At 30.6% G+C, this 23927-nt stretch carries 25 protein-coding genes and 1 other RNA gene; 12 read left to right on the plus strand and 14 right to left on the minus strand.

Annotated features, from left to right (window positions below; translation table 11 throughout):
* Window positions 1-2 precede the first annotated feature (2 nt).
* The 3 genes from ABHQ57_RS06100 to ABHQ57_RS06110 all read left to right on the plus strand — a co-directional run bounded on the left by ABHQ57_RS06100 (window position 3) and on the right by ABHQ57_RS06110 (window position 3249).
* Window positions 3-1481, plus strand: coding sequence for an efflux transporter outer membrane subunit (locus tag ABHQ57_RS06100; RefSeq protein WP_073182654.1), 1479 nt, complete (start codon window positions 3-5; stop codon window positions 1479-1481).
* A 75-nt stretch (window positions 1482-1556) separates the two neighbouring features.
* Complete coding sequence (locus tag ABHQ57_RS06105; protein WP_073181540.1) at window positions 1557-2450, plus strand: AraC family transcriptional regulator; 894 nt, start codon at window positions 1557-1559, stop codon at window positions 2448-2450.
* A gap of 124 nt (window positions 2451-2574) precedes the next feature.
* Window positions 2575-3249, plus strand: a complete 675-nt coding sequence (locus tag ABHQ57_RS06110; protein ID WP_167713366.1) for an SDR family oxidoreductase — start codon at window positions 2575-2577, stop codon at window positions 3247-3249.
* 129 nt (window positions 3250-3378) lie between these two features.
* Here ABHQ57_RS06110 and ABHQ57_RS06115 read toward each other — a convergent pair whose 3' ends face one another.
* The 5 genes from ABHQ57_RS06115 to ABHQ57_RS06135 form a co-directional block, all read right to left on the minus strand.
* Window positions 3379-5277 carry a monovalent cation:proton antiporter-2 (CPA2) family protein gene (locus ABHQ57_RS06115; RefSeq protein WP_167713368.1) on the minus strand — a complete coding sequence of 633 codons (1899 nt, stop codon included), beginning with the start codon at window positions 5275-5277 and terminating at the stop codon, window positions 3379-3381.
* Between the two features lie 3 nt (window positions 5278-5280).
* Window positions 5281-5874, minus strand: coding sequence for an NAD(P)H-dependent oxidoreductase (locus ABHQ57_RS06120; protein ID WP_167713370.1), 594 nt, complete (start codon window positions 5872-5874; stop codon window positions 5281-5283).
* A 245-nt stretch (window positions 5875-6119) separates the two neighbouring features.
* Window positions 6120-6962: a DUF4437 domain-containing protein gene (locus tag ABHQ57_RS06125; RefSeq protein WP_167713372.1), complete on the minus strand. Its 843-nt coding sequence runs from the start codon at window positions 6960-6962 to the stop codon at window positions 6120-6122.
* A gap of 10 nt (window positions 6963-6972) precedes the next feature.
* On the minus strand, window positions 6973-7632 hold the full coding sequence (nfsB, locus tag ABHQ57_RS06130) for an oxygen-insensitive NAD(P)H nitroreductase (RefSeq protein WP_167713373.1): 660 nt from the start codon (window positions 7630-7632) through the stop codon (window positions 6973-6975).
* Window positions 7633-8244: 612 nt separating this feature from the next.
* Window positions 8245-8604: a helix-turn-helix domain-containing protein gene (locus ABHQ57_RS06135; protein ID WP_167713375.1), complete on the minus strand. Its 360-nt coding sequence runs from the start codon at window positions 8602-8604 to the stop codon at window positions 8245-8247.
* 104 nt (window positions 8605-8708) lie between these two features.
* On the opposite strand from ABHQ57_RS06135, the gene ABHQ57_RS06140 reads away from it, so the two are divergent.
* From ABHQ57_RS06140 to ABHQ57_RS06160, 5 genes are read left to right on the plus strand one after another with little or no spacing between them, the layout of a single operon-like run.
* Complete coding sequence (locus ABHQ57_RS06140) at window positions 8709-9302, plus strand: NAD(P)H-dependent oxidoreductase (RefSeq protein ID WP_167713377.1); 594 nt, start codon at window positions 8709-8711, stop codon at window positions 9300-9302.
* A gap of 48 nt (window positions 9303-9350) precedes the next feature.
* Window positions 9351-9869 (plus strand): peroxiredoxin-like family protein, encoded by a 519-nt coding sequence (locus tag ABHQ57_RS06145; protein ID WP_167713379.1) that lies wholly within the window; start codon window positions 9351-9353, stop codon window positions 9867-9869.
* 9 nt (window positions 9870-9878) lie between these two features.
* Window positions 9879-10511 (plus strand): transglutaminase family protein, encoded by a 633-nt coding sequence (locus ABHQ57_RS06150; protein WP_073181530.1) that lies wholly within the window; start codon window positions 9879-9881, stop codon window positions 10509-10511.
* A 7-nt stretch (window positions 10512-10518) separates the two neighbouring features.
* The gene (locus tag ABHQ57_RS06155) at window positions 10519-11097 is read left to right on the plus strand and encodes a Crp/Fnr family transcriptional regulator (RefSeq protein ID WP_073182651.1); all 579 of its coding nucleotides are present in this window, start codon (window positions 10519-10521) and stop codon (window positions 11095-11097) included.
* 58 nt (window positions 11098-11155) lie between these two features.
* The gene (locus tag ABHQ57_RS06160) at window positions 11156-11920 is read left to right on the plus strand and encodes an MBL fold metallo-hydrolase (protein ID WP_167713381.1); all 765 of its coding nucleotides are present in this window, start codon (window positions 11156-11158) and stop codon (window positions 11918-11920) included.
* Between the two features lie 159 nt (window positions 11921-12079).
* On the opposite strand, the gene ABHQ57_RS06165 is transcribed toward ABHQ57_RS06160, so the two are convergent.
* Both ABHQ57_RS06165 and ssrA read right to left on the minus strand, forming a co-directional pair.
* A complete protein-coding gene (locus tag ABHQ57_RS06165) occupies window positions 12080-14221 on the minus strand; it encodes a S46 family peptidase (protein ID WP_167713383.1) in 2142 nt (713 codons plus the stop codon).
* Window positions 14222-14471: 250 nt separating this feature from the next.
* Window positions 14472-14867, minus strand: a transfer-messenger RNA (tmRNA) gene (ssrA, locus tag ABHQ57_RS06170).
* A 230-nt stretch (window positions 14868-15097) separates the two neighbouring features.
* Here ssrA and ABHQ57_RS06175 point away from each other — a divergent pair.
* Together ABHQ57_RS06175 and ABHQ57_RS06180 are read left to right on the plus strand one after the other, a co-directional pair.
* Window positions 15098-16306: an NAD(P)-dependent oxidoreductase gene (locus ABHQ57_RS06175; protein WP_073181484.1), complete on the plus strand. Its 1209-nt coding sequence runs from the start codon at window positions 15098-15100 to the stop codon at window positions 16304-16306.
* 39 nt (window positions 16307-16345) lie between these two features.
* Window positions 16346-16561, plus strand: coding sequence for a DUF3820 family protein (locus ABHQ57_RS06180; RefSeq protein WP_167713385.1), 216 nt, complete (start codon window positions 16346-16348; stop codon window positions 16559-16561).
* On the opposite strand, the gene ABHQ57_RS06185 is transcribed toward ABHQ57_RS06180, so the two are convergent.
* Genes ABHQ57_RS06185 through ABHQ57_RS06200 form a run of 4 tightly spaced genes read right to left on the minus strand, consistent with a single transcriptional unit; the run spans window position 16541 to window position 19362 of the window.
* On the minus strand, window positions 16541-16921 hold the full coding sequence (locus ABHQ57_RS06185; RefSeq protein ID WP_167713387.1) for a DUF2809 domain-containing protein: 381 nt from the start codon (window positions 16919-16921) through the stop codon (window positions 16541-16543). The genes ABHQ57_RS06180 and ABHQ57_RS06185 overlap by 21 nt on opposite strands.
* A 59-nt stretch (window positions 16922-16980) precedes the next feature.
* Window positions 16981-18366, minus strand: a complete 1386-nt coding sequence (creD, locus tag ABHQ57_RS06190) for a cell envelope integrity protein CreD (RefSeq protein WP_389862801.1) — start codon at window positions 18364-18366, stop codon at window positions 16981-16983.
* A 58-nt stretch (window positions 18367-18424) separates the two neighbouring features.
* Window positions 18425-18721 (minus strand): transcriptional regulator, encoded by a 297-nt coding sequence (locus tag ABHQ57_RS06195; protein ID WP_047789877.1) that lies wholly within the window; start codon window positions 18719-18721, stop codon window positions 18425-18427.
* Between the two features lie 32 nt (window positions 18722-18753).
* Complete coding sequence (locus tag ABHQ57_RS06200) at window positions 18754-19362, minus strand: hypothetical protein (protein ID WP_047789876.1); 609 nt, start codon at window positions 19360-19362, stop codon at window positions 18754-18756.
* A 78-nt stretch (window positions 19363-19440) separates the two neighbouring features.
* On the opposite strand from ABHQ57_RS06200, the gene ABHQ57_RS06205 reads away from it, so the two are divergent.
* Window positions 19441-19812 (plus strand): DUF1801 domain-containing protein, encoded by a 372-nt coding sequence (locus ABHQ57_RS06205; RefSeq protein ID WP_047789875.1) that lies wholly within the window; start codon window positions 19441-19443, stop codon window positions 19810-19812.
* A gap of 93 nt (window positions 19813-19905) precedes the next feature.
* Here ABHQ57_RS06205 and ABHQ57_RS06210 read toward each other — a convergent pair whose 3' ends face one another.
* The 3 genes from ABHQ57_RS06210 to kdsA form a co-directional block, all read right to left on the minus strand.
* Window positions 19906-20802 carry a hypothetical protein gene (locus ABHQ57_RS06210; RefSeq protein ID WP_159490006.1) on the minus strand — a complete coding sequence of 299 codons (897 nt, stop codon included), beginning with the start codon at window positions 20800-20802 and terminating at the stop codon, window positions 19906-19908.
* A gap of 90 nt (window positions 20803-20892) precedes the next feature.
* On the minus strand, window positions 20893-21843 hold the full coding sequence (locus ABHQ57_RS06215; protein WP_389862805.1) for a transglutaminase domain-containing protein: 951 nt from the start codon (window positions 21841-21843) through the stop codon (window positions 20893-20895).
* Between the two features lie 39 nt (window positions 21844-21882).
* Entirely contained in the window at window positions 21883-22701 is an 819-nt protein-coding gene (gene kdsA / locus ABHQ57_RS06220; protein ID WP_073181470.1) for a 3-deoxy-8-phosphooctulonate synthase, read from the minus strand.
* Between the two features lie 67 nt (window positions 22702-22768).
* Between kdsA and ABHQ57_RS06225 the strand changes: the two genes are divergently transcribed.
* The gene (locus ABHQ57_RS06225; RefSeq protein ID WP_047789871.1) at window positions 22769-23767 is read left to right on the plus strand and encodes a M28 family peptidase; all 999 of its coding nucleotides are present in this window, start codon (window positions 22769-22771) and stop codon (window positions 23765-23767) included.
* The last annotated feature ends 160 nt before the right edge of the window (window positions 23768-23927 follow it).

The raw sequence follows: 23927 nt of genomic DNA on the forward strand, positions 1-23927 counted from the left end.
TAATGAAAAAAATAAACTATATAAATCTTGTCGTACTAACTATAATACTAACATCTTGTGGTATTACAAAGCGCGATTTTAATGTGCAGTCTGGTGTGAATGTATCTAACTATTTTTTAAAAGATAATGTAAAGGAGGGTATTTTTGTAAGTAAAGAAACTGCTCAAAAATGGTGGACAGAATTTAATGACCCTATTTTAGATACATTAATTAATAAAGTTATGCAGCATAATTTAGATATTAATGTTGCTGTAGCTAATTTTGAAGCATCTCGTGCCTTTTTAAAAAACACAAAATTAGACCGTTTTCCAACGGTAACGTTAAACGGTAATTATACCAGAACACGATTAGGAGAAAATGTTTTTGTACCCGGTGCAAACCCAACGTACAATAACTTTAATGGTAGTTTTGATGCATTTTGGGAAGCCGATGTTTTTGGTCGTGTGTCTAACCGTATTAAAGGCGCTTATGCTAACAGTCAATTAGCTTTAGCAGATATGCAAAGCGTATACATTAGCATGTTTGCAGAAACTGCTAGAAACTATATGGAGTTACGAGGTACACAACACATGTTAGGTATTGCTGAACGTAATTTAAAAGGTCAACAAAATACTTACGATTTAACAGTAAAATTATTAGAAGCTGGTACAAGTAGTAATTTAGATGTTTCAAGAGCATTGGCACAATTAGAAAATACCAGAGCTACAATTCATCCTTTAAAAGCACGTATTGAAGCCTTAAAAAATAGTTTAAATGTGTTAATTGGCGAAATACCAGGAGAGATAGATGATACCTTATTAACAGAACAGCCATTACCAAGCTTACCTGAATCGGTTGCATTAGATGATAATATTAACGAGTTGTTACGTCGCAGACCAGATGTTAGAAGTGCCGAAGCAACCTTGCAAATCCAGATTGCAAAATACAATATCTCGGTAGCTGATTTATATCCTAAAGTACAATTTGGTGGTTCTATTGGGTTTTCGGCAGTAGATTTTTCTAACTTTGCACAAAAAGAGTCTTTTACATGGAGTATTTTACCTAGTATATCTTGGGAAGCCTTTAATTTAGGTCGTGTAAAACAACGAATTAAAGAAAATGATGCATTAACGCTTGCAGCTTTAAATAAGTACGAAAAAACAGTTTTAAAAGCTCTAGAAGAAACCAAAACTGCATTAACAAATTATGTTAACGAGTTACAGCGACGAGAAAATTTACGCGCGTCATCAGCAGCCAGTGCTAAAGCAGCTACCATAGCTAAACAACGTTACGAGGCAGGTTTAGATAATTTTATAGATTATTTAAGTGCTGAAAATACCATGTTGGTTTCAGAAAATTCATTAGCAACAAGCGAAATTGCAGCAACTACATATCTAATTGCTATATATAAAACCTTAGGTGGTGGATGGGATATTATAACAGAAGAAGATATAGATGTGAAAATGATGCAATTAAAGCAAAAAGAAACTACAATAAATTAAGTAATGAAATGCAAAACGGAACGACCGATATAGGGTCGTTTCGTTACCAAAAAAGTATTTAATCAACAGAACAATATGTCTAAAACACAAGTTCCTGTTTTTAAAAATAGTAATGATTTATATAAAGCTATTGGTTTTCCTCATAGAAGTCATATACCTAATTTTGATGTTCACGCAATTGATGAGTTAGAGCCTGCTTCTAGTCGATGCATGCCTCCGTATAGACAAGATTTTTTTCAAATAGCTTTGTTAACCTATGTTGGTAATAGCCGATTAAATATTAATACAGATTGGTTAGACTTAGGAAATCACCCTTTGTGGTTCACAGTTCCAGGGCAAGTGGTGTCTTGGATTAGAGATGAAGATATTGCAGGGTATAACATAATGTTTAAAAAGGAGTTTTTAATAAATGGAATACCTAAGTTAACAGATGATTTTCCGTTTTTAAAAATGACTGAAAATCAAGTGTTGATGATGACAGAAGATGAAATGAATTCTTTGCTGTTTGATGTAAAACGTATGGTTTCAGTATTTGAAAACCCACACCCTTATCAAGAAAAAATGTTGGAAGGTATGTTGGTGTCGATACTCTACTATTGTAAGGCTATTTATGAACGACATAAATCTACTCAAAACAACTTATCTAGAGAGCAAATTATTACACAGAAGTTTGAAAATTTGGTAGAAAAAATGTATGTTGATACTAAAAATGTAAGCGATTATGCTAGAGCATTAAATATTACACCAAGTTATCTAACCACTATGATAAAAAAACAAACAGGCAAAAGCGCTAAAGATATTATACAAAACCGTTTATTGTTAGAAAGCAAGAGTTTACTGAAGTTTTCAGATTTAGATATTGCAGAGATTGGCTATCGTTTAAACTTTCAAGAGCCAACGCATTTTACCAGATTTTTTAAAAAATTAAGCGGTACTACACCAAACCGTTTTAGACAAGAGGGCATGTAAATTATTATTTAACCACTTACCAAAAGTTTAAAAATAGAGCTTTTAATTTTAAATGCCTTAGTAAAGAAAGTGGTTATTTTTTAAGTTAATTTATATTTAAATTTGATTATTAAAATTAGAATGTATGAATGTAAAAAGAACAGCAGTAGTTACAGATTCTGGCAATGGGTTAGGAAGAACTTTTGCCAATACTTTACTTAAAAATGAGTACAACGTTATTCTAGCTGCAACCCAAGATAGTTTTGATAACCTGTCTATAGAGACAGATGATTTGCATAAATACAAATTAGTTAAAACAGATTTTACATCTGACGAAAGTGTTTTTGAGTTAAAAAACACAATTATTAATACATTTGGTCATTTAGATTTATTGTTTAACAATGTTGAAAAGGCTAATGGTTTTGGTCAGAAAATAGAACAAATAAATATTGAAGAGGTAAAATCTCTTTATGAGATGAATGTTTTTGCTGTAATGCGTACTGTAAAAATATTAAAGTCTTTGTTTGAGAAAAGTGAAGACCCTAGAATTATTAATGTTACAAGCGCTATGGGAGACCTTAATAAAATGTCGGATGAGTCATTTTGTTATTCTAATTATTGTATGACTGCTTATGCTAGTTCCAAAGCAGCTTTAAATATGTATACACATTTACAGAGTAAAGAATTTAGTCCTTCAAGAATAAGTGTAAAAGGTTTTGACCCAATTGCTCTAAAAAATTGTACTCATAATTCAGTGGTAATATGTAATGATGTTATGGATGAATTACTAGAGCTTATTAGTTATAAAAAAAAGAGTTAAATAAAATTTATACTTTTTAAGTAAGTATAGAATATAAAAGCCTTCGTTTCTTGAAACGAAGGCTTTTATATTCTAAGTTAAATATGATAAATTTAACTTTATATGCACACAAAATAAAGCACTCAGAAATTAAGAGTTTTTACTTTTTTTATTTTTACTTAATATATTTCGAATATGTTCTCCATCCCAATGTTTATCAAAGGCAACAATTCCTCTTTTAAAATCATCTTCCAATAATTGTTCTTGTTGTTCTAGTTCTTTTCTAGCTTTAAAAATATAATTTTCATTTCTATTAGGGTCTGCTGCTAATCTTTTTAAACTAGCTTCATCATATTTAATAAAGTTCTGTACCTGACGATTTAAGGTGTATTTTCTGAAACCTAATTTATTAAGAGCATCACTTGCTAATGCTAAAGAGGTATCTAATGATTCTCTGTAAATATTATTAACATTTAAATTAAGTAATTCATAAGCATCAAATCTACTTTTAGTTCTAACCATTAACTCTATATGTGGATACTTTCTTTTTACAATTTTTGAAATTGCTTTAGAAACAGAAACTTCATTAGTAGCGCAAATTAAAATTTTAGCCTCAGCTATTCCAGCAGACTCTAATAAATCTTCTCTTGTTGCATCTCCATAATATACTTCAAACCCCATTTTTCGTAGAAAATCAACACGATTAGAATCAAAATCTAAAATAGTTGTTTCAACACCATGTGAACGTAAAAAACGTCCAACAGTACTACCAAACTGACCAAAGCCTACTAATATGACTTTTTGAGATTTAGCTATATGATCCATAGGTCGTTTAATAAATTCTTTGGTGCCAATTCTTGGAAGAATTAAACGTTCGTTTACTACTGTTAAAATAGGTGTTAAGGACATTGAAACTGCGGTAACCACTAACATTATGTCCATTTGTTCTTGTTCTAAAATATTAAGCTGAAAGGCGAAAGACAATAAAACAAAAGCGAATTCACCAACCTGAGCTAAACTAAAAGTAAGCAGTATATTTTGGTCTATTTTTAAATTAAAAATACGACCTGTAATAAATAAAACCGATGCTTTTATAATAATAATAACGAGCAAAATACCACTAATAGTTAACGGGCTATTCGCAATAACTACAAAGTTAATAGACGCACCAACCGCCATAAAAAAGAGTCCTAGTAAAAGGTTTTTAAATGGTTCTAGTGTGCTTTCTAGCTCGTGTTTAAACTCACTAGTAGATAAAACAACACCACCTAAAAAAGCACCTAATGCAGGGCTTAAACCAACAAATTCCATTAAGTATGAAATTCCAAAAACGATTAAAAAAGCAGAAGCTATTAATAACTCTCTAACGCCAGTTTTAGCTACTTTGCGTAACATTGGTACCACTATAAAACGACCAGCTAAAATAATAATCACAACAGAAAGTATAATTGCCAATGTTTGTAAACCAATAGGTAAACTTTGAATTAAAGTTGATGCTGAATGAGAAGCTTCATTACTTGTGTGTTCCGACGAATTACTTAATAGTGGTAAAGCACCAATCATAAATATTACAATGATATCTTGAAATAATAGTATGGAAAAGGAGCTAGAGCCAAAAGTAGTATTCATTAGGCCTTTTTCTTTAATGGTCTGCAAAGCTATTGCGGTGGATGATAAAGCAACAGCCATACTAATGGCCAATGCTACTTGCCATTCGTAACCTATAAATGTAAACAATATATAAGTTAAGCCAATTGTTAAAGCGACTTGTATTCCCCCCATACCGAGAATAGTTTTTCGCATATTCCAAAAATTTTTAGGTTCAATTTCTAATCCTATTAAAAATAGCATTACAACTACTCCAAACTCAGCAAAATGTAGAATATCTTCACCTTCTTCACCAATAAAGCCAAGTACATATGGACCAATAAGTACACCAGCTAGTAGATAACCTATAACAGAACTTAACCCTAATCGTTTTGCTATAGAAACGCAAATAATAGCACCAGCAAGAAATACAATAGCTTCAAATAATAAATTTCCAGACATACCTTAGGTTGTTAAAATTTCTAAATCGTTAAGAAAAGAACAATTTGATAATTGCGTTGTATTAAAATCACCTTGTAGTAAATCTATTAATTGTTCGTACTGGTTGGTATAATCCAGTAAACCTTCATCAGATAAATTATGTGTACCCATTACTGCAAATGGAGATAAATAATTCATTCCACATAATTTAGCAGTTTGTTCATATGGTCTTAAAAACTCGTTAATTGTATAGGTATTATAACCCTCGGTACAATATACCTCTCGAGAACCACCCGTGGTTATAACATTAAAAATAGTTTTGTTATGAAGTACTTTTCCTTCAGGACCATAAGCCCAATTAAACTCTAACACCAAATCTTTCCATTGTTTTAAAATAGCAGGGCTACTGTACCAATATAAAGGGTGATGCCAAATAATAATATCATGTTGGAGTAATAATTCTTGTTCACGCTGTATATTAATATGAAAATTAGGATAGTTTTCGTATAAATCATGAAAAGTTACATGCACTTTATTTTTTAAACGATTAACTAGAGTTGAATTAACTCTTGATTGTTCAAACTTTGGGTGGGCAAAAAGAATAAGTACTTTTTTCATGAGTTTATTTAGTTTTATGTTGGAAAATATGTTTTTTATGATTGTATTTTGATAAAGTTAATAATTTAAAATCATTGTTGTTTATGCTAAAAGCGCAAGAGTAATTTTTTTTTAGTAATTATTAAGCTAGTTTATAAATTATAAAAATAAAAGCCACACAGAATGTTTTACATTTGGTGGCTCTTATATTTTTTTATTATGAAAATAAATTTATAACACTGTTATTTAGTGTTTTAGGTTTTTTGTTAGTGAATTTTAAAGTCTCCGTTGCTTCTTATGTAGAGAATAGACTCTTTGTTGTTTTTTACAGCTATTGTATGTTTAGTTCCTTTTTTAGAACTAAAGTAGTTCCCTGCTTCAAGCACATTTATAACCTTATTATTTTCTATTTGATGCACTATTTTACCCTTTATTATTATAGCTCTAAAATTCTCGCTTAGGTTTTTAATATTACCTTTAAAACCAGCAGGTAATTTAACTAAAATAGCCTGAAGTTTATTGTTTTTATGTGTTTCCCATAAAAATGCAGTTTTAATATCACTTTTATTTGTAACCCAAGTAATATCGTTTGCATTTAACCATACGAGGTTGTGTTGGTCTACATTTATTGGTCGTTCACCATTATCAAAAGCTTCATCTGTAGGTTTTACTAAATATGGACCTTCTTGAATTTCAATATATGCTAAATTGTCTTCAGCATTGGCAGCAGTAATATGCGTTTGGCCTGCAGGCTGCATCCAAAAAGATCCTGTAGGTAACCATTGTTTTTTTGCGTTTTCATCATCGTTATGCAATAACCCTTTAATAACTACACCTCGATAAGTGACATTATGAATGTGTGGTGGAGATGAAAAACCTTTTTTAAATTTTACTAAAAAACCTGAAGGTTCGTTTTTGGTACGATCACCCCAAAGTTTTCCCGCAGCTGGACTTTTGTCTCCACGTAACGGATTAAGCCAGCTCCATTCTATTTGTTCAGTGGTTACTACTTCGTTTTTAGTCTTTGTGTGATCTATAGTTGAAGTCTGAGCATTGATTTTAACTGTAAACATTAAAAAAAATGAAGCTAACAGGACAGTTTTAATCATTTTAATATTTTTAGATTTCTGTAAAAACTTCAGATTGTGACAATCTTGATTTAGGAGTTTTATCAGTAGAATTAAAGTCGGATTTTGCCCTGTATCCAATAGAAACAGCAACTAATGAGGTATAACCTTTTTCTCTTAAACCAAATTCTTCATCTAATGCTTTTACATCTATACCTTCCATTGGTGTGGCATCTATACCTAAACTTGCAACACCTAGCAAAAAACTTCCTACGTTAAGGTATACTTGCTTTTCCATCCAATGTTGAAGATCTTTTAAGTCATATTTATGAATATCTGCAAAGGTTTTAACGGCGCCTATAAATCCATTTTTAACATCTTGATTAGGAAATCGTCCATTTTTATCATCTACCTCCGCTATATATTTATAATAATCTTCATCAGCATTAGTCTTTACACAAAATAAAATAACAGCTGAAGCATTAGTTACTTTAGGTTCATTAAAGTGGAAAAAACCTTGAGTGCCTTTTGCAATACGTGCTTTACCCTCTCTAGTTTCAGCGATAATAAAGTGCCAAGGTTGAAGATTAACACTTGAAGGACTCATTTGTAGTAAATGTTTTACTTGCTCCATATTTTCTTTAGAAATTGATTTAGATGGATCAAATTCTTTTGTGGTATATCTCCAATTTAATATGTCTTTTAAATTCATTTTAATTGTTTTTTATTTGTTTAATTCAAGCTATCAAAAGTATAGTATCAAAAGTATTAATAGTTTAAGGTTTTTGCAATAACGGTCAAAAATGATAGTATGTTTTTTATGTTAAAAAACACTGTTAGCTACTATTTTTAATAGCTTTATAGGTAATGTTAAATTTACTATAAAAAGTAAAGTTTTATAATTAATGATAGTATAATGTTTTTGGAACATTAAATTATAGTAGCATTTGGAGCAGGCAAAATAAAAGATTAATTAAGTATAATTATAGAGAGCTTTAGAGTTCTACAAGTATTACTATTTAATTGATAGGAGGTAAAAGGAAAAGTATAATTTTTTATTTATTTTTTGAACGAAAAAAGTGCTGAAACAAATTATATGAGTTAACTTCCATCATTATATAACATACATTAAGTCTTCAATTAAAATAGTTAGAGAAAGACGGCTTAATAACTAGAAAAGGGTATATAAAAAACATGTCTTTAAAAGTAAAGTACGAATAAACTCCGTTTGAAGAAGTCGTAAGAATTTTGTTGGCTACTATAGTTAAGTAGAGAGAAGTTGTTGTTAAAAAGGGAATAGTATTAGAGTAATTTTACTGGTATTTTATAAAGTTATTATTCTACAGGCTTCAAACTCAATGTCCTTAAAACTATCTTGGGTCCATTCACTCAAACTTTTAAGAATTGGCAGTAAAGCTTCACCTTTTTTAGATAGTGAATATTCAACTCGTGGTGGTATTTCAGCATATTTTTTTCTAATTATGATACCATCTTCCTCAAGCTCTCTTAATTGCTCTGTTAACACTTTTTTTGATATAGTAGGAGTAAATATTAAGAGTTTTCCAAAGCGTAAACTTCCGTTTGCTAATAAGTAAATTAAAATAGGCTTCCACTTATTTCCAATTACGTTCATCGCGTGAACTAACGAACACACATTTGGATTATCAATTACTTTTCTTCCCATTAGTTACCATTTTGTAACCACTATTTAATGTGATTATATTATTTTGGTTTCAAAAATAAACTATTATTAGTTTCTTTGCAATACTAATTTAAAGTTTTATAAAAATGAAAAACATTTTAATCATTAATGGTCATCAATATTATCCATTTGCAGAAGGAAAATTAAATCAATCTTTTATTGAAAAACTATCAGCTCAATTAAAAGAAGCTAACTTAAATATAAAGATTACCGTAACTCAAAATGACTATAATGTAGATGAGGAAGTAGAAAAATTTCTTTGGGCAGATGTTGTATTTTTACAAACGCCTTTAAACTGGATGGGAATTACTTGGTCGTTTAAAAAATATATGGATGATGTATTCACTGCAGGTATGATGGGGAAACTATCGCAAGGTGATGGTCGTACTTCTGAAGCACCAAAAAAGAATTATGGTTTAGGTGGTTTGTTAAACGGAAAATACATGATGTCAGTAACTGCAAATGCGCCTAAAGAGGCTTTTAACAATCCTGATGAGCCTTTTTTTGCTGGTAAAAGTGAAGACGACTTGTTATTACCAATGCATCTCAACTTTAAATGGTTTGGTTTAGAACCTTTAAAAACATTTTTTGCTTACGACGTGATGAAAAATCCGGAGATTGAAAGCGACTTTGTAAGATTTGAAAAACATATTAATGAAGAATTACTTCAAAAAATATAATCCATTGAAAGTTTTCACGTTTAATAGAATACAACTAATACACATAAAATGAACAGACCAACACCAAAGCATACAGCACCAAATTTAACTTTCCCAGTATTAGATGGTAACGAATGGCAGATTAACAATCAACAACCAGAAAAATTTACTTTAGTGGTTTTTTACAGAGGTTTGCATTGCCCGTTGTGTAAAAAATATTTACAACAATTAGAAGAGTTATTACCAGAATTTAAAGAAAGAGGTGTTAACGTTGTTGCTGTAAGTATGGACTCTGAGTCTAGAGCACGCTTATCACGTCAAAAATGGGAGCTATCAGAATTAAAATTAGGGTATAACTTAGATTTAGAAACTGCTAAAAAATGGGGGTTATATTTAAGCAAAGGTATAAAAGATGGTGAACCAAACACATTTAGTGAACCAGGACTTTTTTTAATAGACAATAACAATCAAATCTATTATTCTGCTATGAATAGTAATCCTTGGGGAAGACCTTATTTACCTTCATTTGTAAAAGCTGTAGATTATATTGTGTCTTCAGATTATCCTGCAAGAGGCGAAATGTTATAAATTTGTAATATGAAATACACCGAAAAAACCTATTATTTCGATTATAATAGTTCAGTTATTGAAGATGTTATAAAAGACGTTAAGCATTTTACCTCTCAACAAGATATTATAGAGCAATTATATCTAAAGGTTAGAGATGGTTGGCGTTATTTACCTTTTAATATTGGTTTAACTAAAGAGCACTTTAAAGCTAGTAATATAGCAAAAAAGCCAGATGGACATTGCATTGATAAAGCTATTTTATACATTGCTTGTTTACGTGCCTTCAATATTCCAGCAAGATTACATTTAGCCAAAGTATCCAACCATATTGCTACAGAGCGCTTAGAAAAAGTGATTGGAACTAATGAATTAGCTCCTCATGGTTTGGTAGATGTATTTTATAATGATAAATGGGTTAAATGTTCGCCTGCGTTTAATAAAGAACTGTGTGCCATTTACAATGTTGATGTTTTAGATTTTAATGGTGTCGAAGATGCAGTGCTGCAAGAATACAATAAAGACGACCATAAATTTATGACCTATATAGAAGATTATGGTCATTTTGATGATGTACCTTTGGAATTTATAAAGGAAACATTTAAATCAAATTATCCTAGTCTTTATGAAAAATTTAAAGATCAGGATCATATCAAAATATAAGAATGATTTGCAATCAGAACTAAGTCAAATACAAGCATTTTTTAACACCGAATACCCTCTGAATCAAGAAGGTTTAAAAGAATTATTCGGTTTATTTAAAGTTGAAAAAGTAGCTAAAGGCGAAATGCTTCTTGCTGCAAATACTACTGAAAATTATTTAAGGTTTCTTAATTCTGGTGTGGTGCGAGAGTATTATGCTACACCAGACAAAGAGACCAACATTAATTTTTACGCCGAACCACAATTTATCACAGACTTAAGTTCGTTTATTAATAATATCTCTACTAACAAAAACCAAGAATGCATAACAGAAGTAGAACTATTATCTGTTGAAAAAAGTGCCTTTAGAAAGCTGTTGGATAATTACGAATGCGGAAAATCGTTTATAGAAATTTCGTTTCAACGATTATTGAAACAAAAAGAACTTTTTGAATATAATCGTATTACTAAAACAGCAGATGAACTATACAAAGAGCTAATTATTTATAGACCTAACTGGCTAGACAATATTCCACAATACCACATTGCATCCTACCTAAATGTTACACCAGAAACTTTAAGTCGTATTCGAAAACGCATTTCTTGATTTGAATCAATGCTTAAGTGTAATACGTTTGTAACCTTTGCAAAAACATTTAAGCATTATGAAAATTCATCACTTTAGAAATGCCACAATGGTTATTGAAGCTAATAGTCATTTTATTTTAATAGATCCTATGTTAGGCTCAAAAGGATCTTTGCCTCCATTTACATTTTTTAGGTTCAAACCTGTTAAAAATCCTATTGTAGAATTACCAGAAATTAGTAAAACCTTTTTAGATAAAATTACGCATTGTGTTATAACGCACAACCATCCAGATCATATTGACAAACCTGCAGAAGATTTCTTAAAAGAGAAGAATATCCCTGTGTTTTGTAGTGTAAAAGATGAAAAAACATTTTCAAAGAAAGGTTTAAACATTGTAAAAGCTATTGAATATTGGACTAAATCTGAATTTTTAGATGGTAGTATAGAAGGAATTCCGGCAAAACATGGTTATGGTTTTGTAGCCAAACCAGCAGGTAATGTTATGGGTTTTTTTATACAATTACCTAATCAACCATCAATTTATTTAAGTAGCGATACTATTTATACAGATACAGTAGATAAAGTTTTTAGAAACTATAAACCAGATATTAGCGTAGTTGCAGCAGGATCGGCTCAGTTTGATATTTTTAAACCTTTATTAATGACTATGGATGATATTTTAAAATTTGCTAAAAATGCACCAGGTAAAGTCATCGCCAATCATATGGAGGCAGTAAATCATTGCCCTACAAGGCGTGAAGAATTGAGAGCAGAAGTTTTAAATTTAGATTTGTCTAAAAAAGTATATGTACCTGATGATGGAGAAACTATAAGTTTTTAAGGTTAGTTATATTAATTAGTAAATGTTTTAAATATGATTTTTTTATAAAACGTTTATTAAAAGAAATATCTTATGTGTAAAAAAATCATGAATTATCTAAAAAAGAAAAACGTAGCTAAAGAAATAGCTACGTTTTTTAGTTCGTGTCAGTGTTATACTTTATTTCACAATAGTAAGCTCATCTACAATACGTTTAGCACCAGCATACTTATCAATTAACCAAAGTACATATCTAATGTCTACATTAATAGTTCGTTGTAGGTTTTTGTCAAAAATAACATCACCAGCCATCGCTTCAATATTACCATCAAATGCTAGCCCGATTAATTCACCTTTTCCGTTTAATACTGGAGAACCAGAGTTTCCACCGGTAATATCATTATCAGATAAGAAGTTTACAGGTAATTCACCTTTACTGTTAGCATATCTTCCGTAATCTTTTTTCTCATAGATATCTAACATATCTTTAGATAAGTCAAACTCGCTATCGTTTGGCTTATATTTTTTAACCATTCCTTTTAACGTTGTGTAGTTGTTAATGCTAGCGTCGTTTCTAGAATCTTTAGGTAAAGCTCTTACTTTTCCGTAAGTTAAACGTAAAGTAGAGTTAGCATCTGGATATTTAATGTTGCTTAGACCAGACTTACGTAAACCATCTACTAATAGTCTAAATGATTTTTGATAATCGTTTAATGGTTGTACTAAGTTTTCAGGTTGCTCTCTATACTTATCTAGTAATTGAGAAGATAAGATATATAAAGGATCGTTAGCTAACAATTCTTTATTAGGATATTTTAAGAAAGCTGTAGTACGCTCTTTAGATGTAAAAATACTTAATTCAAAAATAGAATTTACGTAGTCGTTAAAATTATCATCCTTAGCAATTTTAGCTACAATCTCTGGTAATTCGTAATTTGCTTTAGCTGAATATAACTTTAGTTGCTCAGTTAAAATTTCTTTTTCTAAAGGTAAATGATAATTTGTGTAGTTACTTTCTATAAAAGCATTCAATCGAGGCATTAAATTCTTACGAGCAGCTTCATTAGCATTAATATAAGACTCAAATCCTTTACCTATTTGATATGGTAAAACTGCAAATTTACTAGAACGTAATAATAACATTAAGTAATTATCATGCTTTGCTTTGTTGTTGGTTAAGTTGTAGTAATTATTGATGTTAGTAACAACATCTCCGTAAATTGCTTTGTTAGACTTTTTGTTAGCCCATTTGTCAAATTTTTTTTCTACGTTACGTTTAGCCTCGGCAGTTTTATGAGCTGTTAAAGCATCAATCATACCTTGTCTGTTTTTCCAATAGTTGGCAATTCTAGCATATTGAGATGCATACATTAAATTGATAGATGCATCTTTATCCATGTATTTTTTCATTACATCCATGCTAAGTTTAGATCCTTCTACCCAAGCAGGATATGCGTAATTTACGTTTTGTTCGATTCCTTCTGCAGGCATCCAACGGTTTGTTCTACCAGGGTATCCTAAAATCATAGCAAAATCATTTTCTTTTACCCCTTTAATGTTAACAGGTAAGTGATATTTTGCTTTCAATGGCACGTTGTTTTCAGAATACTCTGCAGGGTTTCCTTCTGCATCTGCATATACTCTAAATAAAGAAAAGTCTCCTGTGTGACGTGGCCATTCCCAGTTATCAGTGTCTCCACCGTATTTACCAACTTTATCAGAAGGTGTACCTACTAATCGTACATCTTTATAATCTTCATATACAAAATAGTAATATTCATTTCCTTGGAAAAAAGAACGTACAGAAACAGTATATTTACCACCTTCATTATTTTCTTGTTCTATTTTTGCAATTTCTTTGTTAATAGCAGCTTCACGTTCTTTTTCTGTCATAGAATCGTTTACTTTAGATAAAATACGTTTAGAAACGTCATCCATTCTCACAAAGAATCTTACAAAAAGACTTTCTGGTTTAAGCTCGTCTTTTAATGTTTTAGCCCAGTACCCATTTTTAAGGTGATTTTGCTCTTCAGAAGATAATTCTGCAATGGCGTCATAACCACAGTGGTGATTTGTAAGTACTAATCCATTATCAGAAATAATACTAGCTGTACACCCACCGTTAAATTGAACGATAGCGTCTTTGAGACTTTGATTGTTGATACTGTAAATTTCTTCAGCGGTTAGTTGAAGTCCCATTTTTTGCATATCACGTTCGTTTAAACGCTTAATATGCATTAAAAACCACATTCCTTCATTAGCGAACAATGAAGCAGGTAGTAAGATTAAAAAAGCAATTAAAAAAAGACTTGTTTTTTTCATAATATAATTTGAATAATAAAAATTAGGTTGATTTTGTTTTTTAGTTTAGAATATCTCCTTTTAAAAAACATTAAGTTCTTTAATCAATTAAAGAATCAGCTTGTAAAAATACTCAATAATTTATTTTGTATAAGGAAGTAAACGTTAAAAAAATATAAGGATACGCATGTTAATTTTAGCATAATAGATAGCGTAGAAATGAGCTTTATAATAAAAAAATCCCTTACAAAACCAGACTTGTAAGGGATTGTTGTGGAGACGCCGAGAATCGAACTCGGGTCCAAACAAGTAGCTCAAAGGCTTTCTACATACTTAGTTTTTGCTTAATTTTCGATTAAGACCTGACCAAAAACCGTCCAATCTTAACTTATCTTCTTTAGTTTCGAAAACCTATCGAAGCCCTAAGTTTTCTATGTTTACTTTTACGATGCCCAAAAGTGAAACGCCGTAAACCAAGGCTTTTCGTGGACATTTAGCTTGCGCACCTTGTGCGCCGAGGCTCTATCTTACTATTAATTCAGATTAAGCAGCTAAAGCGTAGTTATCTTCGCCGTTTAAATGTTTGAAATAAGTTTAACGAGTTGTCATTTCACTCCTCGGTATGCTTACATTTTTACTAATCTTGCTGTCAAAACCAGTCGTCCCCAATATGTCAAAGATGCTATATGTACCCGTGCAAAAAATATACCAGATAATCTTTTTGATTCTATGCAATTTCGTTTAACAGCAATATAAAACAATACTGTTGAAACAAGAGGATGCAAATATAAAAAAATACTACTTGTACAATCATTTTAAAACAAGTATTTTCGCTGCAATTGTTATAAACTATAACATTATATGTAAAATTGTTTAATTTTAATACAAAGGTCAATTATGAAATTCGGAATTATTAAAGAACGTAAAAATCCACCAGATAGAAGAGTTGTGTTTTCTCCAGAAAAATTGCAAGAGTTTAAAGAACAGTTTCCTCAAGCAGAAATAGTCGTGGAAAGTTCTGATATCCGAGTTTTTTCTGATGAGGCTTACACAAAAGCAGGTTTTGAAGTAACCAATGATGTTTCTGATTGTGATGTGTTATTAGGAGTAAAAGAAGTTCCTGTAGACAATTTAATTCCAAATAAAAAATATTTTTTCTTTAGTCATACGATTAAAAAGCAACCATATAATCGTAAGTTGTTAAAAGCAATGCTTGATAGAAATATAGAAATGTTTGATCATGAAACCATTATTGAAGAAAATGGAGCTCGTTTAATTGGTTTTGGTCGTTATGCAGGTTTGGTAGGTGCTTATAATGGTTTTAGAGCCTTAGGCATACGTGAAGGATTGTTCAACTTACCCAAAGTAGAAACGTTACCCGATTTAGATGCTGTAAAAGTTGAATTAGATAAAATAACTTTACCAAACATCAAAATTTTACTAACAGGAACAGGAAAAGTAGCAAAAGGAGCCCAAGAAATTTTAGATCATTTACAAATTAAACAAGTAAGTGATGCTTTGTATTTAACAAGTGAGTTTACTGAGCCAGTATATTGTATAGCCGATGTTATGGAGTATGCCAAACGAAAAGATGGTAAAGTAGGAGATAAGTTTGAGTTTTATAAAGATCCAACAGGATACGAAAGTAATTTTATGGCGTATGCGAAACAAACTGATTTCTTTATAGCAGGGCATTTTTATGGAGACGGAGCTCCGTATTTATTTACACGTGAAGATGTAAAACATCCTGAGTTTAGAATAAAGTATGTAGCAGATATTTCATGTGATATTGATGGACCAGTAGCAACAACACTTCGTGCGTCAACAATTGCAGACCCTATTTACGGTTACAACCCAGAAACAGAATCAGAAATTGACTTTAAAGACGAAAAAGCCATTACAGTAATGGCGGTTGATAATTTACCTTGTGAGTTACCAAAAGATGCAAGTGAAGGTTTTGGAGAAATGTTTTTGGAGCATGTAATTCCAGCATTTTATAATGATGATAAAGACGGAATTTTAGCTCGATCAAAAATGACAACAAATACTGGTAAATTAACCGAACGTTATGCATATTTGCAGGATTACGTAGACGGAAAAGAATAACACTTAATAACTCCCGCTTCAGCGGGATTTTTATTTAATATGATACCAGACAAACAGTTCTTAATTGATACAGCAAACATGAGAATGCCTTTTGGTAAATACAAAGGAACGTATTTAATTGACATTCCTGAGTATTATGTTGTTTGGTATAAGAATAAAGGATTTCCACAAGGGAAACTAGGCACAATGCTAGAGCTAGTTTACGAATTGAAGTTAAACGGACTAGAAGACATTTTACGAAAGATTAGAAGATAATTTGCGAGTTAAAAATTTTTCTAAAAGTAAAACAGTGACAATTCCTAAGGTATAAGCTACTAAATCACCAATACTAAAAGTAGCACCAAATACGATTACTGCTAATCGGTTGTTTTCTAAACCAAGAAATTCTAGAAGAGGAGTTAACTGTAAAAATTCTACGATATAAGCAAAAATTAACACAGAAACGGCCACGGTTTTATTAGAGAGGTTAAAGAACGCTTTCACCAAATAAAAAAGTAAGATAACGACTAAAAAGTCACCAAAAGTATGTCTTATAAATCCTGAAGTTTGAGCTATTATAATTTCTAACAAAAGAAGAAATATAAAGGCAAGGAAGTATTTTAGATTGAATTTCATAATCATATATTAAGCAAACTATTACATAATATAATAGTTTGCTTATTTATTGTTGTTAATTAACCGTTTTGCCAATCTATTTTTCTTGAAGCATACATCACTGAAGCAAGAATTATAAACAATCCTACACTACCTACCAAAAGAGCATAATTTTCTAGTTGAATAATTACAAAAATAAAGGCATATAATGTGGTAAGAGAAGCTCCAACAAATAAAGGAAATTTATTACTTTTTAAAATGGATTTAGAATACAAAGAAATTAGCAATACAACAGCTATCGAAGCTATTAAGTAAGCTTTTAAAAAGCTACTATGTTCAGAAATAGAAATGAGTAAGGTATAAAACATAGTTAAGGCAACGCCAATCATTAAATATTGAAAGGGATGAATGGATATTTTACTCATTGTTTGAATTAGAAAGAAAATTAAGAATGTAAGTCCAATAACCATAAAGCCATATTTAGCAGATCGTTCACTTTTTTGGTATTCGTCTACAGGAATCATGAAGTTTACACCAAAAGCATATTCTTTTAAGTTAGGAATTCCGTTAAAAGATTGTTGAGAGAAAGGTCTATTTATATCCAGTATTTTCCATTTAGCATTAAAGCCATTTTCAGAGATTTTGTCGGAGTTAAAAGGAAGGTATTCTCCAATAAAATTAGCGGTTTTCCAGTCAGAATTTATATGAACAGTTGTTTCTTTTCCGATAGGAATAAAACGAATTTGTTTGCTACCATTGATGCTTAGTGATAGATTAAAGTTCGTGTCTGATTTTTTAGGAAGGTCTTCTTCATTTAAAAATTTACTTTCTAATTTATGAAGGTTTAAATAGTTGTAGTAGGCTTTTTCATTACTAGCATCATCTTCATATTTAGAAGTAAAAGCGTAGTTGTTTTTATTCAGTTTTATTTCAACTAAATTGTTTAATCCCTTTAAATTAGAAGTTTTAATAATTAAGCGAGCTTTGTTCCAAAGTATGTCTTTTTCATTAATATCTTTTTCACTAAAATCAGGTGTTGTAAAACTGCCATCAATATCTATTTTACTATTATATACTGCTGTTTTATAAATACCACGCTTTTTCTCTTCAGGGTTTATAGAAGATTTGACATTTAGTTTCTTCGGAAAAAAGTAAGCATATTTAATCTTTTCTTCAATCTCAGTTTGAGTTTCTTTTGTCTTTTGATTTCGAACAAATTTCTCTTTATAAGTTTTGTAGGGAATTTTTAAAATAGGTCCATATAGCAAGACCTCTTTACCCCATTTTTGATTGATTTCTTGTACAACTTCTTGCTGTCGATTCATTCGCTCAACAATTAAACTTTTAATAAAAGATAAAGGAATTAAAAGTATGAGAATTAAAAATCCAATCATTAACATTCTAGCTGTGATTGATGTTTTTACCCACTTTCCGAATTTTCCGTTTTGTTTGTTTGATATTTCCATAGTTTATTGTCTTAAAAGAACTTTGAATTTCAAAGTTTAATAATAAAAAAATTAGTTTTTATTTATTTTTAATTAGTTTTTCTAAAGCGTCAATATGTTTTTTAAATTCTTGCTTACCAAGCTCTGTAGCATAGTATCTTGTATTGGGTTTTCTACCAATAAATTGTTTTTCTATCCTAATAAATTCAACTTTTTCTAATGCTTTGGTATGGCTTGCCAAATTACCATCTGTAGCACCTAATAATTCTTTTAATGTAGTAAATTCAGCATATTCATTAACCATAAGAACAGACATAATTCCGAGTCTGATTCTATGATCAAAAGCTTTATTTATATTTAGAATAATGTTTTTCAAAAAAGATAAATTTTAAAGTACGAAAATAGTGCTTATTTTCTATCGTGTTTAAAATACATGACAGTACCATAAACAATATGCATAACTCCAAACCCTAGAACCCAAAACCAAAAACCATAACCAGGAAGCATAGCAGCAATAAGTCCTAAAACAACTTCAGTATACCCTAAATACTTAATATCACCTACAGTATATTTTGAAGCATTAATCAATGCTAAGCCATAAAAAAGTAACATCAAAGCTCCAGTTTGTCCATATTTCTGATGTCCTAAAATAATAATGATATAGATGGCTCCAGAAACCAGAGGAATAAGGAAATTCAATAATAACCTTCTTGTGGTGGCATCCCAAATTCTTTCACCGTTTTTTTTAGCTTTTCTCGTAGTTAAAAAAATGGCGGTAGTAATGCTCAAAAAGCCAACTAACAATAAATCAAGGATGACCATTTGGAAAGTTTTTCCATCTAGTATCAAATAACCACTAGAATTAATATTGACTAACCAATATGCATAAGCTGCACCAATTAGAGCATAAATTCCTGCTAAAATACCAGACAAGCCGCTTAATGATATAAATCTTGATGATTTATTCATTAAGTTTTTAATTTCTGATATGTCTTTTAAATAATCTTCTGAACTCATTTTTAAAGAACTTTGAAAAACAAAGTAAGCTTAATTTTATGAAACATACAAATAAAAATTTGATGTATTTTTGAAAGAATGAAACCAGCCGAAGAATACATACTTAAACAGCCAGAACCATTCAAGTCTATTTTACTGCATTTACAAGTACTGATAGAAGGGAATTTTCAAAATTTAGAATTAAAATACAAATGGAAAATTCCAGTATATTATATTAATGGTAAGCAATTATGTTATATAAATGCATCCCATAAAAAAGGATTTGTTGACGTTGGATTTTGGGCAAAAGGTATTTTACAGGACTTTGATACTTTTTTAGTTTCAGAAGGTAGAGCAGTTGTAAAATCACTTCGTTATTCATCAATAGAAGAAATTAATGAAGAAATACTACTACAAGTTATAGGAGAAGTAGCAAAACACAATCATAAAGGTTTTTGGAGGAAAGATTAACTAATTGAATTTATAACGTCACTAATCTTGTTAAAGCATATCTATAAAAAAGAGCTTTTTTTAAAAGCTCTTTTTTTATCTAATTGTGTTTGATTATAGGACATTATATGTTAGGCTTACAGAGTAAGTAGAAGATTCACCAATATTTCTACCATCTATTACTTTACCGTAACCAACTCCAATTCCTAGTTTAGGAAGAATATTTTTATAAACAGTTATACCCACACTCTTATAATCTACATCAGTTTCAGGGAAATTACCTTTAAATGAAGGGCTTCCGATATCTACTCCTTCTTCTGAGTTATAATAATCTGCCCAAGCTTCTACATAAATAAAGCTACTAGCATAACCAATTTTACCAGTAGTGGTAAAGGCATTAGGAACACCAAAGTCACCACCAGGAGTTAAATTATTATCAGCATTTCCTCTTAAGTTGTAACCTGCAAAAATGGTAGAGAAAAAGCCAACGTTTGTGTTTAAGTGTAAACCAGCTTTTAAATCAAATCCGAAGCCTCCGTTACCAATAGATAATATTCCGTTTGGCTCATACCCTGTAGGAATAACGGTAGTAATACCTGTTATAATATTTAAATCTCCACTTTTAAACTGAAACTTATGCGCATTAAACTTTAAAGCTATTGAAATGTCTTGAACTTCAGAGATAGAGGTTAACCCGTTTACAGGGTCTGGTTGATTACTAGTATTTGTAGCATCAATAAAAGGAATGCTTACAATAGCTGAAAGTCGATCAGTGATACCATATTTTGCATAAAGAGAATAAATATTCTGATTAATCTTTTCATGAACAGGAGTAGCGTTTTGTTTAGTTTTACCTAGATAAAATTTTTCATACTCGCTTTTGGTAAAAGAAGTAGTAATAGATAAACTATTTTTCTTTGGAGTAAAGCCATCATATAGACCTTGACCGTAAGAGGTTATTGAAATTCCTAATAAAATAGAAAAGAATAGGAGGGTGTAAAATTTTTTCATGTAATGTTAATTTGTTTTCACCCTTTGTCGATTTTCTTTTAAATCATTACAGAGAAATTTACTTTAATAAATCAAAAGAAGAAAATATTGTTATTCAATTAAAAATTCAAGCATTACCTCTTTATCTACGATTAAAAATAGCTGTTTGCTATTATCAAGTGGAGTTGTTGTAACTGTAGTAATATTATTTTTAGTAGATATTTTATCTGGTTTTACAGCATATCTATATCCACTATAGCCTAAGAAAATTGATTGATTAGGATGTATGTTTTTAATTTTTAGTTCAATAGTAGCATTTTTGTTTAGTCTCCCTTTTAAAGGTGAAATTAGCTCTAGGTCAGATTGTAAAAAAGAAGCATCGTAAATAGGCTGATTGTAAAAGTCTTTTTTCCCCATTCTACCAACTCTTAATTGCCAGAGTGTTTTTTCAGGAAAATGTGTTCTAAAGTACTTTTCTTTAGGAATGTTATAATAATAAGAATTAAATAAAGGTTGCCATCTGTTATTATTTACAACTCCAGCTGCCCAGGTGGCATCAATATAAATCCATTTACCATTCAATTTAACAGCGTTCCAAGCATGATTGGAATTGATTTTAGGATTAGCTATATCATTTGATGAATTTCTGATGTACCCTTTTATAACTTCGTTTTCAATTTGAAGTATAGAGCATATTTTAGCAAAAGTTTGTGCATAACCTTCACAAACTGCTTTACGAGTTAATAGAGTTTGGTTAACAATATCGTCTTTTATAGCCTGTAGCTTTGCTAATTTCTCTTGCTCATTCCTGTATCTAAAAGAAATTCGTTTGTTTTTTGGACGATAATATGCATCCAAATCATATCGTATATTATGGCTAAGCCAATAAAAAGCAGCTTGTACTTGTTGTTCTTCAGTTTTAAAATCGCTTGCTATCTGTTGAGCCAGACGTTCTACTTCATTAATTTTAGAATACCCATTTACTTTCTCTTCAATTAAAGAAAAGTCTTGTGCACTTACGATAGTAGTAGCTAGAAAGAATAAAAAAAGAAGTTGTTTCATATATAAACTAAAAACAATTGTATGAAACAAAAACTGTGCCTATAAATTATTAATAGTTTTTCTAATGCTAACCAAGTTGGTTAACAAACTTTCTAAATAATCAAGGTGTAACATGTTAGCTCCATCACTTTTTGCATTTGCAGGATCAAAATGTGTTTCTATAAATAAACCATCTACATTATTTACTACACCAGCACGAGCAATGGTTTCAATCATATCAGGACGCCCACCAGTAACACCGCTTGATTGGTTTGGTTGTTGCAAGGAGTGGGTAACATCTAACACAGTAGGAGCGTATTGACGCATCGTAGGAATTCCGCGGAAATCAACAATCATATCTTGGTACCCAAACATCGTACCTCTATCAGTTATCCACGCTTTTTTATTTCCTGCATCATGAACTTTTTTTACAGCATGTTGCATAGCTTCAGGACTCATAAATTGTCCTTTTTTCAAATTCACAACTTTACCAGTTTTAGCAGCAGCAACTACTAAATCGGTTTGACGAACTAAGAAAGCAGGAATTTGTAATACATCTACATATTGAGCAGCTTTTTCAGCATCAGAAACTTCATGAATGTCGGTTACGGTAGGAACATTAAAAGTTTCAGAAACTTTACGTAAAATTTTTAATGCTTTTTCATCACCAATTCCTGTAAAACTATCTATTCTACTACGATTCGCTTTTTTAAAACTTCCTTTAAATACATAAGGAATTTCTAATTTGTCAGTAATGGTAATTGCCTTTTCAGCAATACGCATTGCCATATCTTCTCCTTCGATGGCACAAGGACCAGCAAGTAAGAAAAAGTTGTTTGAATCAGTATGTTTTATGTTTGGAATATCAGTTAAAGCCATCCTTAAAAATTTTCAACAAAATTAAGAAATTAAATTGGCTATATTTAGGCTTTTAAATAAATAAAGAATGAAAAAAGTTTTATATCCATTAGCACTTGTAAGTGTATCAATTTTACTGTCGTGTAAGCAAACTAAAAATACTAGTAGCGAGGTTGCTATGAATACTGTTGAGGTAACTCAGAAAAAAGAAAATAAAGAAGAGTTAATTGATTCTGTTTTAGTAAGAAAACACTTATATACACTTGCTTCAGATGAAATGGAAGGTAGAAAACCAGGTACTGAGGGAATGGAAAAAGCAACTCAGTATATAGAAAATGAATACAAAAGAATTGGTTTAAAAACTTTTGATACATTAACTACGTATCGCCAAAATTTTGAGTATAAAGGAATCAAGATGAGTAATATTATAGGCTTGTTAGAGGGGAAGTCTAAAAAAGATGAGTTTGTTATTGTATCTGCACATCACGATCATTTAGGGGTAAAGAAAGACGGGGAAGGAGATCGAATTTTTAATGGTGCGAATGATGATGCTTCTGGTGTTACTGGTGTATTATCATTGGCTGAATATTATGCTAAAAAAGGAAACAATGAGCGTAGTATTTTGTTTGTATGTTTTACTGCTGAAGAAATGGGGTTGGTAGGCTCTGAGTACTTTGGAAAAGGAATTGATGCGAATAAGTTTGTAGCGGGAATTAATTTAGAGTTAATAGGGAAACAACCTAAAACAGGACCAAAAACAGCATGGTTAACTGGTTTTGATAAATCGGATTTTGGTAAAATAATTCAAAAGAACTTGGAAGGGTCAGGATATAAGTTATTTCCAGATCCATACCCTAAATTTCAATTATTCTTACGATCAGACAATGCTTCTCTAGCACGTTTAGGGGTGCCGTCTCATACATTTTCAACCACTCCGATTGATATCGATGCGGATTATCATAAAGTAACAGATGAAGCTGAAACGTTAAATATGACTGTATTAACAGAAACTGTTAAAGCAGTTGCTAGAGGAACTCAAAGTATTATTGAAGGAAAAGACACACCTACTAGAGTAAAGATGGAGTAAACATATTGAAAACTTAAAGTAAAGAAGGAGCCATGAGCTCCTTTTTTATTGGGATTGGGTGTTGTGTTTTTAATAAAACGTTAATTATGTGTGTGTTAAATTATTTAAAGTGTTAAAATTGTATTAAAATTTTACTATATTCGAAAAGTTTTAATTTAAA

It is taken from the genome of Tenacibaculum sp. ZH5_bin.1 (assembly GCF_042865525.1).
Taxonomy (GTDB): domain Bacteria; phylum Bacteroidota; class Bacteroidia; order Flavobacteriales; family Flavobacteriaceae; genus Polaribacter; species Polaribacter mesophilus.

Bases quoted from the DNA above. Each gene is read 5' to 3' on its own strand.
- ABHQ57_RS06215 (WP_389862805.1), bottom strand. From the start codon at position 21,843: ATGAAACAACTTCTTTTTTTATTCTTTCTAGCTACTACTATCGTAAGT.
- ABHQ57_RS06175 (WP_073181484.1), top strand. From the start codon at position 15,098: ATGAAATTCGGAATTATTAAAGAACGTAAAAATCCACCAGATAGAAGA.
- ABHQ57_RS06100 (WP_073182654.1), top strand. From the start codon at position 3: ATGAAAAAAATAAACTATATAAATCTTGTCGTACTAACTATAATACTA.
- ABHQ57_RS06115 (WP_167713368.1), bottom strand. From the start codon at position 5,277: ATGTCTGGAAATTTATTATTTGAAGCTATTGTATTTCTTGCTGGTGCT.
- ABHQ57_RS06105 (WP_073181540.1), top strand. From the start codon at position 1,557: ATGTCTAAAACACAAGTTCCTGTTTTTAAAAATAGTAATGATTTATAT.
- ABHQ57_RS06135 (WP_167713375.1), bottom strand. From the start codon at position 8,604: ATGGGAAGAAAAGTAATTGATAATCCAAATGTGTGTTCGTTAGTTCAC.
- ABHQ57_RS06120 (WP_167713370.1), bottom strand. From the start codon at position 5,874: ATGAAAAAAGTACTTATTCTTTTTGCCCACCCAAAGTTTGAACAATCA.
- ABHQ57_RS06125 (WP_167713372.1), bottom strand. From the start codon at position 6,962: ATGATTAAAACTGTCCTGTTAGCTTCATTTTTTTTAATGTTTACAGTT.
- ABHQ57_RS06205 (WP_047789875.1), top strand. From the start codon at position 19,441: ATGAAACCAGCCGAAGAATACATACTTAAACAGCCAGAACCATTCAAG.
- ABHQ57_RS06210 (WP_159490006.1), bottom strand. From the start codon at position 20,802: ATGAAAAAATTTTACACCCTCCTATTCTTTTCTATTTTATTAGGAATT.
- ABHQ57_RS06225 (WP_047789871.1), top strand. From the start codon at position 22,769: ATGAAAAAAGTTTTATATCCATTAGCACTTGTAAGTGTATCAATTTTA.
- kdsA (WP_073181470.1), bottom strand. From the start codon at position 22,701: ATGGCTTTAACTGATATTCCAAACATAAAACATACTGATTCAAACAAC.
- ABHQ57_RS06110 (WP_167713366.1), top strand. From the start codon at position 2,575: ATGAATGTAAAAAGAACAGCAGTAGTTACAGATTCTGGCAATGGGTTA.
- ABHQ57_RS06185 (WP_167713387.1), bottom strand. From the start codon at position 16,921: ATGAAATTCAATCTAAAATACTTCCTTGCCTTTATATTTCTTCTTTTG.
- nfsB (WP_167713373.1), bottom strand. From the start codon at position 7,632: ATGAATTTAAAAGACATATTAAATTGGAGATATACCACAAAAGAATTT.
- ABHQ57_RS06150 (WP_073181530.1), top strand. From the start codon at position 9,879: ATGAAATACACCGAAAAAACCTATTATTTCGATTATAATAGTTCAGTT.
- ABHQ57_RS06145 (WP_167713379.1), top strand. From the start codon at position 9,351: ATGAACAGACCAACACCAAAGCATACAGCACCAAATTTAACTTTCCCA.
- ABHQ57_RS06180 (WP_167713385.1), top strand. From the start codon at position 16,346: ATGATACCAGACAAACAGTTCTTAATTGATACAGCAAACATGAGAATG.
- ABHQ57_RS06140 (WP_167713377.1), top strand. From the start codon at position 8,709: ATGAAAAACATTTTAATCATTAATGGTCATCAATATTATCCATTTGCA.
- creD (WP_389862801.1), bottom strand. From the start codon at position 18,366: ATGGAAATATCAAACAAACAAAACGGAAAATTCGGAAAGTGGGTAAAA.
- ABHQ57_RS06200 (WP_047789876.1), bottom strand. From the start codon at position 19,362: ATGAGTTCAGAAGATTATTTAAAAGACATATCAGAAATTAAAAACTTA.
- ABHQ57_RS06160 (WP_167713381.1), top strand. From the start codon at position 11,156: ATGAAAATTCATCACTTTAGAAATGCCACAATGGTTATTGAAGCTAAT.
- ABHQ57_RS06165 (WP_167713383.1), bottom strand. From the start codon at position 14,221: ATGAAAAAAACAAGTCTTTTTTTAATTGCTTTTTTAATCTTACTACCT.